General features: G+C 52.7%; 7 protein-coding genes. All 7 read left to right on the top strand.

The annotated features are described in order from the left end of the window. Positions 1-1928: bi-domain-containing oxidoreductase (locus tag VAE48_RS06600; RefSeq protein WP_322792524.1), on the top strand; the 1928-nt coding region annotated here is incomplete at its 5' end. Between the two features lie 19 nt (positions 1929-1947). After that, a complete protein-coding gene (locus VAE48_RS06595; RefSeq protein WP_322792523.1) occupies positions 1948-3873 on the top strand; it encodes a heparinase II/III family protein in 1926 nt (641 codons plus the stop codon). Between the two features lie 53 nt (positions 3874-3926). Beyond that, positions 3927-5141 (top strand): glycosyltransferase family 4 protein, encoded by a 1215-nt coding sequence (locus tag VAE48_RS06590; RefSeq protein ID WP_322792522.1) that lies wholly within the window; start codon positions 3927-3929, stop codon positions 5139-5141. 2 nt (positions 5142-5143) lie between these two features. After that, positions 5144-5857: a response regulator transcription factor gene (locus VAE48_RS06585; RefSeq protein WP_322792521.1), complete on the top strand. Its 714-nt coding sequence runs from the start codon at positions 5144-5146 to the stop codon at positions 5855-5857. A gap of 8 nt (positions 5858-5865) precedes the next feature. Continuing rightward, complete coding sequence (locus VAE48_RS06580; protein ID WP_322792520.1) at positions 5866-7620, top strand: ATP-binding protein; 1755 nt, start codon at positions 5866-5868, stop codon at positions 7618-7620. 190 nt (positions 7621-7810) lie between these two features. Then, positions 7811-9196 carry a cytochrome ubiquinol oxidase subunit I gene (locus VAE48_RS06575; RefSeq protein WP_322792519.1) on the top strand — a complete coding sequence of 462 codons (1386 nt, stop codon included), beginning with the start codon at positions 7811-7813 and terminating at the stop codon, positions 9194-9196. A gap of 11 nt (positions 9197-9207) precedes the next feature. Continuing rightward, positions 9208-10224, top strand: a complete 1017-nt coding sequence (gene cydB, locus VAE48_RS06570; RefSeq protein ID WP_322792518.1) for a cytochrome d ubiquinol oxidase subunit II — start codon at positions 9208-9210, stop codon at positions 10222-10224. Positions 10225-10358: the final 134 nt, after the last annotated feature.

The raw sequence follows: 10358 nt of genomic DNA, 5'->3' as shown, positions 1-10358 counted from the left end.
CCCTTGAAGCGGTTTTCAACCGACTGGATCAGCCGATGGCATTGGGTTATTCTTGTGCCGGGACGGTTGTGGCAGTCGGTGCAGGGGTGGAGGAATTTAAACCCGGGGATCGGGTTGCGTGTGCAGGCGGGGGTTACGCCGTGCACGCTGAGTATGTCGTCGTCCCCAAACACTTGCTGGCGGCTTTGCCGGATCAGGTAGATTTTGAGAGCGCCGCCTTCACTACGCTGGGTGCGATTGCCTTGCACGGATTTCGGCTGGCGGAAGCACAGCTGGGCGAACGGATTGCGGTAATTGGTCTGGGTTTGTTGGGTCTGCTTAGCGTGGGCATTGCCCGCGCGGCAGGCTGTAGCGTGTTTGGGGTGGATTTAGACCCGCACCGGGTTTCTCTGGCTGAACAAATGGGCGCCATTGCAGCCGAACGCTCACAGGCAGAAGAAACTGGTCGCTCACTGACACAGGGGCGCGGTTTTGATGCTGTTTTAATCTGTGCGGATACCCCCGCCAGCGACCCGGTAGAACTGGCGGGGATACTGGCGCGCGATCGAGCGAAGGTCATTGCAGTCGGGGCGGTGGGCATGTCGTTGCCGCGCAAGTTGTACTATGAAAAAGAACTTCAATTGATCATTTCGCGCTCATACGGGCCGGGGCGTTATGACCCACAGTATGAAGAAAGCGGGATAGATTATCCCTACGGGTATGTGCGCTGGACAGAAGGCAGAAACTTGCAGGCAGTAGTGGATCTGCTTGCCAGCGGAAAGTTAGATGTCAGGCCGCTGATCACCCACCGCTTCCCCATTGAACAGGGTGAGGCTGCCTATGATCTGATCAGCGGAAAGAGTCGTCAGTCGTTTCTGGGTGTTCTTTTGACCTATCCCCAAAGCGAGGAAGCGACTGCACCGCTGCGCCGCATCGAGTTGAGCCCTCACGCTGCGCCGCTGGAAGGACTGCCGGGCCTGGGGGTGCTTGGAGCCGGCAATTACGCCATGGCGGTGTTTTTACCGGTGGTGCAACGAAGCGGCGGCGTGCAGAAAGTGGGCATAGCCACAGCCAGCGGATTGAGCGCGCGTCACGCCGCGCAACGCTACGGTTTTGGTTTTGCCAGTTCTCAGGAAAGTGATATTTTAGGCAATCCGCGGGTACAGGTGGTGGCCATTCTCACCCGCCATCAGCATCATGCCCGGCAGGTGATGCAGGCTTTGCGCGCCGGTCAGCATGTATTTTGTGAGAAACCTCTGGCAATCACCCCCGAAGAATTGAATGCCATTCAACAATTACTGGAGGAAAAGCCGCCTGCCTTGTTGACGGTGGGCTTCAACCGCCGCTTTGCGCCGTTTACGCGCCAGATGGCTCAGTTTTTGGAAAACCGGTGCGAACCGATGTTCATCCACTACCGGGTCAACGCCGGTTATTTGCCTTTGACCCACTGGCTGCACGACCCGCAGCAGGGTGGAGGGCGAATCATCGGCGAGGGTTGCCACTTCATAGATTACCTGACCTTCCTGGTGGGCAAACCACCCCTTCGAGTGCGCACCGTTGGGCTGCCGGATGGTGAACGCTATCGGCAGGATAATGTAAGCATGACGTTTTCTTTTGAGGACGGCTCCATTGGCACGGTCACCTACCTTGCCAATGGCGACAAAACTTTACCCAAAGAAAGGGTGGAAGTCTTTTGTGCCGGCCGGGTGGCAGTGCTGGAGGATTATCGGTCGCTCGAGTTGTTGCAGAATGGCCAGCGCCAGAAATTTACAGCGCGTTTGCGACAGGATAAAGGGCATCAGGCTTTATGGGAGGCATTTGTGCAAGCCGTTCGCCAGGGCGGGCAGCCGCCGATCCCCTATGATCACCTGTTGGGTGTAACGCGTGCCAGTTTTGCAGCGCTGGAATCGCTGCGCCAGCAGGCTGATATGGAGATCAATCAGGCTTAATTCCCGGATGGATGTTCCCGTGTGGAAGAAAGCGTACTGGCTGATCAAAGAAGTGGGGCCTGTTTCACTCTTCTCCCTGGCGGTTTATCGTCTGGGTATCAAGAGCGGGTATTACCACTGGCTGACGCCCATTGGCGGCAAAAAATTGAGCCACCTCCCCCCGTTGCGGGCCGATGTATTCATCCTTCCCGATCCGATAAAGCTTTCAGAGTGGAATCACCTGCGCGGCGAAGATGGAATTGCAGAAGCAGAAGAGATTTTAGCAGGCAAGGTCAGGTTGTTTGGCGGTGCGCCGCAGCCTTTGAATCTCAAACCACCTCACCCGAATCGGCATTGGAGCGTTCTCCGTGAGCAGGGTGTAGAAGGGGACATCAAACAAATCTGGGAGCCGGCTCGTCTGGGATGGGCCTTCCCGCTGGGGCGGGCTTACCGCCTGACCGGCGATGAACGCTACGCCCGATGTTTCTGGATCTATTGGGAACAATTTTTGGAAAACAACCCGGTGAACGGTGGGGAAAACTGGCTTTCCGCGCAGGAAGTGGCGCTGCGGTTGATGGCGCTGGCGTTTGCAGTGCAGGTATTTGAAACTTCTCCGTGGTTTAATAAAGAGCGAAAACGAAATGTAGCCGAATCCATCGTGCATCACGCCCGAAGGATTGAGGTAACGCTTTTGTACGCACGTGCCCAGAATAATAATCATTTACTTTCCGAAGCGGTAGGTCTGCTGCTCGCCGCTTACCTTCTGCCCGATTGGGAGGAAGCACGCCGTTGGCGCCAAACCGGCTGGAAGTGGTTTAAGTGGGCGATTGAACATCAAATTGAAGCGGATGGGGAGTACATTCAACACAGCACCAATTATCACCGCCTCATGCTGACGCTGGCTTTGATAGCCCATAGAATTGCTCGGTTGGAGGGTATTCCGCTGACGCAAGGGATACGAGAAAAACTGCGCCTGGCTTCGGCCTGGCTGCAAGGGGTGATGGATGAAACCAGCGGTCAGGCGCTTAATTTGGGCCACCATGATGGGGCACATCTGCTGCCGCTGGGCGGTCATAGCGAGGATTTTCGTCCGATACTTCAAGCGAGCACGGCGGCATTTACCGGTGAGCGGGCGCTGCCGGGCGGGGGTTGGGATGAACTGGCTCACTGGTTCGGCCTGGATCTTTCCCGTTTACCTCAACAAATCAGCCAGCCGGCATTAGGGGGAGTTCGACGCCTGGGAGATGTGACCGAGTGGGCTAGTTTGAGGGCGAAAAAATTCACCAACCGGCCGGCCCACGCCGATCAACTGCAGGTTGAACTTTGGCGGCATGGTGTTCGCCTGGTAAGTGATGCCGGGACATATGCTTACAATTTGCCACCCCCCTGGCAGAATGGATTGGCGCTGGCTGAACTTCACAATGCACCGGTCTTCAACCGCCAGCAGCCCATGTTGCGGGCAGGTAAGTTCCTATGGTTGAATTGGGATCAGGCACAGTTTGTGGAAAAGAAGGCTGTGGAAAATGAGATCGTCTGTGCGGAGCGATATGGCTACCGCCGTTTGGGTGTTCAGCAGCAGCGTAGGCTGGAATGGGTGCAGCGGGGTTGCTGGAAAGTAACCGACCGTTTGCTGCCACTGCACCCGAGGCTGACCAGCGGACAGGTCAGTCTGCACTGGCTTCTGCAGGATGGAAAATGGAAGCCGGAGGACAACGGAATCCTCATGGATTATGGGGAATTTCAAGTTCGTGTTTCTCTTAATAGTCAACCATCCTTCACCCTGGAGTTTAAGGTGGTGAGGGCGGGTCAGGTTTTGAAAGGTAAGCCGGAAGAAGGGCTGGATACCTTGCTGGGATGGTTTTCACCCACTTATCTGGTGCGGCAGCCAGCCATTTCTTTGTGGATTCAAGCGGATGTCCATTTGCCAGTAGAACTGCAGACTGATTTTGAGATTTGCGCACGCTGAACCTTATTTAAGAAATCCCTGCATATTGAATGTTTTAAGATAAAATCAGATTAATGCACCTGTTATTAATCCATCAGGCATTTGCTTCGCTGGATGAGGCTGGCGGTACGCGACATTACGAGATGGCGCGATTTCTGGTTTCGCGTGGTCATCGGGTCACGATTGTTGCCAGCCCGGTTTCCTACCTCACCGGTAAAAGCCAAACGGATAAAGTTCAATGGCTGGAGCGGGAACAGCCTGAAGAGGGTATTACCATCCTGAGGGTGTTTACCTATCCAGCTTTGCACAAAAGCTTTTTCCACCGGCTGGTCAGTTTTTTCAGTTTTATGATTTCTTCCTTCCTGGTTGGACTGTCGGTAAAACAGGTAGATTTGGTATGGGGTACTTCACCGCCTATTTTTCAAGGAGTAACAGCCTGGCTCATAGCCCGCATAAAAGGAGTGCGTTTTCTCTTTGAGGTGCGCGATCTATGGCCGGCCTTTGCGATTGCAGCCGGTGTGTTGCGTAATCCGTTGCTGATTTGGCTCTCGGAGGGGTTGGAGCGTTTTTTATACCGTCATGCCGACCGGGTGATGGTCAACTCCCCGGGTTTCATCGAGCATGTCAGTCGTAACGGAGCGCGTTGGGTAGAACTTGTCCCGAACGGAGCGGATCCGTCCATGTTCGACCCGCATCAGAACGGCAGCCGAACGCGCCAGCAATGGGGGTTAGAGGGAGAATTTGTGGTGTTATATGCCGGTGCGCATGGCCTTTCCAATGATCTGGAAGTCGTGCTTCAATCGGCAAATATTTTAAGGGACGAACCCCATATCCGCTTTGTACTGGTCGGAGATGGCAAAGAGAAATTTCGTTTAATTCGTCAGGCGGAAGAAATGGGTTTGACCAATGTCATCTTTATGCCGCCGGTAGCAAAAAAAGAGATGAGCGAAATTCTCTCCGCGGCAGATGCCTGTCTGGCGATCCTCAAACCACTGGAATGGTATAAAACCACTTATCCGAATAAAGTATTTGATTATATGGCTGCTGCAAAACCAGTGGTGCTGGCAATTGATGGGGTAATCCGCGAGGTGGTTGAAACCCACAACGCTGGCATTGCCGTTCCACCGGGAGATCCCCAAGCATTGGCACAAGTGATTCGAAGTCTGGCTGCCGACCCGCAAAAAACCAGAGAAATGGGCCTTGCGGGCAGAAGGGCCGTAGAAAATTGCTATAATCGGAGGCAGTTCTCTATCCGGCTGGCGGAAATAATTGAAGAAATGAGGTTTTAACCATGCCAGAAAAAATTTTGATTGTTGAAGATGAACAAACCCTGCAAGAGACCCTGGCATACAACCTGACCCGGCAAGGTTATGAGGTGGAAACGGCGGGGGATGGGATTAAAGCCCTGGAAGTTGCCCGCAAAGCACATCCCGATCTGATCATACTGGATATCATGCTGCCGGGCATTGATGGCTTTGAAGTGTGCCGTATTCTGCGGCAGGAGATGACCACACCGGTATTGATGTTGACTGCCCGGGACGATGAAATTGATCGTGTCGTCGGTTTGGAAGTCGGGGCGGATGACTACCTCACCAAACCGTTTAGCATGCGCGAACTTCTGGCGCGGGTTAAAGCCATGCTGCGCCGGGTGCGCCTGATGCGTGAGGAATTCAGCGCAGCCAGCAGTGAGCCGGCTACACCTTCTCAAATAATGACTTTTGGTAATCTGGTCATTGATATTACCCGCCGTGAGGTACGCCTGAACGATCAGATTATCCCCCTCAAACCCAAGGAGTATGAATTACTTCTCTTTCTGGCTCAGCATCGCGGCCAGGTTCTTTCGCGGGAATTTATTCTCGAAAGAGTATGGGGATGGGATTATATCGGCGATAGCCGTACAGTGGATGTTCATGTGCGTTGGTTGAGGGAAAAAATCGAAGCTCAGCCGGCCCAGCCGATGCGGATTGTGACCGTTCGCGGTGCAGGGTATCGTTTTGAGGGATAAGTGATAAGATGAAACGCTCCCTGTTATGGCGGTTAGCCATTCCATTCATCCTGCTGATTATTCTGTCAGTGGGCGGGGTTAGTTTGTATGCTTACCGTTTCATGGAGCGCACCTACTATGAAAATTTACGCAACACGCTGCGTACCGAAGCCGATTTAATTGCCCGCGATGTGATCAATCATTTGCGGGAAGGGCGGATCAGCCCTGAATTGAATAATCTGGTTAATGATTATGCCGGAATCACTCGTGTGCGGGTGACCATTATCCTGCCGGATGGGCAGGTCATTGGCGAATCGGGCAGGGACCCCCTACAGGTAGAAAATCACCTCAACCGTCCGGAAGTTCAACAGGCCCTTCGGGACGGCGAAGGGAGCGCGGTGCGATTCAGTGATACTGTGCGCCAGCGGCTTTATTATCTTGCCTTGCGGATTGACGATAATAATCAACCGCTTGGGGTTGTGCGGCTTGCCAGCTCGATCGAAAAAATCGAGTCGGACTTATTGGAATTGAGGAATACCATTTTAGGCAATGCAGTGTTGGCAATTATCTTGACGATTTTGCTGGCTTTTCTGGTTGCCAATCAGACAATTACGCCATTGCGCCAGTTGACTCGCGAAGTTTCCCGGCTGGGAATTGGCAATTTCAACATCGAGTTGCCGACTCACCGCAAGGATGAAATTGGAATCCTCAGCCAGGCTTTTATTCGCATAGCAAAAAGATTGGGCGAACAAATTGAGGGATATCGGGAAGAGCGCAGCAAGCTGGATGCTGTTCTGCAAAACATGAACGACGCCATCCTGATTGTGGATGGGCAGGGTCTGGTGACTTTGATCAACCCGGCCGCCGAGCGGATTTTTAATGTTGATTCGAGCCGGGCGTTGGGTCATTCTCTGGTAGAGGTGGTACGCCAGCATCCCTTTGTTGAACTGTGGCGCACCTGTGTGAAAACCAAACGTCAGCAGATTGCAACCATCGAAACCACGCCGGAGCGTCTGTTCATTCAGGGAATTGCCACTCCGCTTGAACCTTTGCTGCCCGAAAATACGCTGCTGGTATTTCAGGATTTGACCCGCGTACGACGGCTTGAAGTGGTGCGCAGGGATTTTATCAGTAATGTTTCCCATGAATTGCGCACGCCGCTGGCTTCGCTAAAAGCGTTAACCGAAACTCTGCAGGAAGGCGCCCTGGAAGATCCCCCAGCGGCACGGCGCTTTTTGCAAAAAATGGAGAGCGAAATTGACAATATGACCCAACTGGTTCGGGAGCTGCTGGAACTCTCGCGAATTGAATCGGGCAAGGTGCCGTTCAACCTGAAGCCGGTGCAGCCGAATGATTTAGTCTCGCGGGCGGTGGAACGCATGCAATTGCAGGCGGAACGAGCCGGCCTGACCTTGCGCCAGGAATGCGCTGAGGGCTTGCCCAACGTACTCGCCGATGCGGAACGCATCGAACAGGTGCTGGTCAATCTGCTTCACAATGCGATCAAGTTCACGCCGGCAGGTGGAGAAATTGTGGCGCGGACGTGGAAAGAAGCCGGGCAGGTTATTTTCTCGGTGCAGGACACGGGTGTGGGGATTGAACCGGCTGCCCTTTCACGCATTTTTGAACGTTTTTACAAGGCGGATCAATCTCGCTCGGGAGGTGGTACGGGGTTAGGTCTTTCGATTGCCCGCCACACCATTGAAGCCCATTCCGGGCGAATTTGGGCAGAGAGCGAAGTCAACCGCGGCAGCACCTTTTACTTTTCTTTACCGGCTGCCTGAAACTGTGTAACACACAAAGGGTTGACAGAGGATGATGAGGGGGTGATTCCTGGGGTGACATTCTGATGCCCAATTCAGGAAATTTGACCGTAGCAGTGGTGAAGTAGAAGTCATAAACTAACCAATAAACGGACAATCCGCACTTTTTTTGTGAAATTTTGTTGGAATTAACCTACAGAGGAATATCGCAATGAACTCTTCGGTGACCATTCTATCTCAATGGCAGTTTGCCGTTACTTCCGTATATCACTTCTTCTTTGTACCTCTTACATTGGGGCTTTCGGTTCTGGTGGCCATTATGGAAACCATCTATGTGCGCACCGGCAACGAGCGTTACAAGCGCATGACCAAATTTTGGGGTAAATTGTTCGTCATCAATTTTGCCATGGGGGTGGTTACTGGCATTGTGCAAGAGTTTCAATTTGGGATGAACTGGTCGGAGTACTCCCGCTATGTGGGTGATATCTTCGGCGCGCCGCTGGCAATTGAGGCTTTGCTGGCATTTTTCATTGAATCAACCTTTTTGGGGGTGTGGATTTTTGGCTGGGATCGCCTCTCCAAACCGCTTCATGCGGCAGCCATCTGGCTGGTGGCGATCGCTTCAAACCTCTCGGCGTTCTGGATTCTGGTAGCCAATTCCTTTATGCAATCACCGGTGGGGTATGCGGAAGAGGGCGGCCGTTTGGTGATGCAGCAGTTTTCAGCCCTGTTGACCAACCCGTATGTATGGGGACAGTTCCCGCATACAGTATTTTCCGGGTTTACCACGGCGGCTTTCTTTGTGATGGGTATCAGTACCTATCATCTCTTAAGGCGGAAACAGGAAGACGTCTTTAAACCTTCCTTCCAACTGGCAACGGTATTTGGCGGAATATCCATTCTGATGGTGATTTTGATCGGCCACAATCAGGCGCAACAGATGGTGCGGTTGCAGCCAATGAAAATAGCCGCGGCAGAAGCCTTGCTGAATACCGAAAATCCGGCTTCTTTCTCGGTTTTTTCGGTTGTGGACCAACAAACCATGAGTGAGCAGGTTTCGCTGCGCATTCCGCGTGTTCTCAGTTTGCTGGCCTACAACCGTCTGGATGGGGAAGTTAAGGGTATCCTCGACCTGCAAAATGAGTATGAACAAAAATACGGGCCGGGCAATTATGTTCCGCCAATTGGCATCATTTACTGGTCGTTCCGCATTATGGTGGGCAGCGGCTTTTTGATGCTGGCTTTCGCGGCTTATGCGCTGTATCGTGTGCTGCGCAATCAACTCAATGCCGAAACACGCTGGTTGAATCTCTTTTTACCCGCGATGGCGTTACCCTATCTTGCCAACATCTTTGGATGGTTGTTGACCGAAATGGGCAGGCAGCCCTGGGTGGTCTATGGGAAACTCCGTACAGCGGATGCCGTATCGCCGAACCTGACCCCCGGAATGGTTATCACTACCTTGCTGGGATTTACAATTGTCTATGGACTGCTGATGGTGGCGGATGTTTATCTGTTGCGCAAGTACGCGATTGCCGGGGCAGAAGCGGAACTGCCCAAACCGCGCACGGTTGAAGAACAGGCTTACTGGGAATAAGGGAGGATGCTATGGATCTCAACACGCTCTGGTTTATCTTAATTGCGGTATTGTTTGTCGGTTATTTTGTGCTGGAAGGTTTTGATCTGGGTGTGGGAATACTGCTGCCGTTTCTGGGCAAGAATGATACTCAGCGCAGAATGATTCTCAACACCATTGGCCCGCATTGGGACGGCAATGAGGTGTGGCTGATTACCGCCGGCGGGGCGATGTTTGCTGCTTTTCCCAACTGGTATGCAACATTGTTCAGCGGCTTTTATCTAGCCTTGTTTCTGATGTTGATTGGTCTGATTGTGCGCGGTATCGCATTGGAATTCCGTTCCAAGGATGAAAATCCATTGTGGCGCAAGTTTTGGGATTGGGCTACCTGCGTTGGCAGTTTTATCCCTTCCTTGTTGTGGGGAGTAGCCTTTGCCAATTTCATTCGGGGCGTTCCCATTAATGCCCAGAAGTACTATGTGGGCGGCTTTTGGGATTTGATTAATGTCTATTCCATTCTGGGTGGTTTGGTGACTCTGTTTGGGTTTTTACTGCAAGGGGCAATCTTCCTCTCGCTTAAAACCGAGGAACCGATTGCCAGCGCTGCCCGGCGTGCGGCAAGGCGTATCTGGGCGGGGACTACGGTAGCGCTGGTTGCCGCTACCATTGCCACTTACCTGTTTACCGATATACTGGAAAGGCTGGGAGTCAACCCCGGCCCGGCCCCAATTGGCGCTGTGCTGGCTTTGCTGGCTTGCGGCTGGTTTATCCGACAGGGACGGGACGGCTGGGCGTTTGCCAGTAACACCCTGGCAATTGTCCTTTCGACGGCTACCATTTTTTTGATATTGTATCCGCGTGTGCTTGTTTCGAGCCTCAGCCCAAATTTCAGCCTGACCATTTACAACAGTGCTTCTGGACCGAACACATTACAAACGATGACCATCGTTGCCTTGATTTTTGTCCCACTCGTTTTACTCTATCAGGGCTGGAGTTACTGGGTATTCCGCAAGCGCGTTTCAGCAAGCCCTAAGGACTTGCATTATTGATAACAAAAAAGTTTGTTAAAAGGACGGCAGGCAAATCCTGCCGTCCGCATATTTTTTTAACCAATTGTGAAATTGTACTTTACCTTAAAACAAACATGGCTTAAAATCACAGCACCACAATCCTTACGGGAGGC

This window comes from Bellilinea sp. (assembly GCF_034432615.1).
Lineage (GTDB): Bacteria > Chloroflexota > Anaerolineae > Anaerolineales > Anaerolineaceae > Bellilinea.
The sequence above is the reverse complement of the archived record's forward strand: the minus strand, read 5'-3'. Positions and strand labels throughout refer to the sequence as shown.

What these genes read in the sequence shown, in the direction of transcription:
- VAE48_RS06590 (WP_322792522.1), top strand. Translation starts at nt 3,927, where the DNA reads ATGCACCTGTTATTAATCCATCAGGCATTTGCTTCGCTGGATGAGGCT.
- VAE48_RS06585 (WP_322792521.1), top strand. Translation starts at nt 5,144, where the DNA reads ATGCCAGAAAAAATTTTGATTGTTGAAGATGAACAAACCCTGCAAGAG.
- VAE48_RS06580 (WP_322792520.1), top strand. Translation starts at nt 5,866, where the DNA reads ATGAAACGCTCCCTGTTATGGCGGTTAGCCATTCCATTCATCCTGCTG.
- VAE48_RS06575 (WP_322792519.1), top strand. Translation starts at nt 7,811, where the DNA reads ATGAACTCTTCGGTGACCATTCTATCTCAATGGCAGTTTGCCGTTACT.
- cydB (WP_322792518.1), top strand. Translation starts at nt 9,208, where the DNA reads ATGGATCTCAACACGCTCTGGTTTATCTTAATTGCGGTATTGTTTGTC.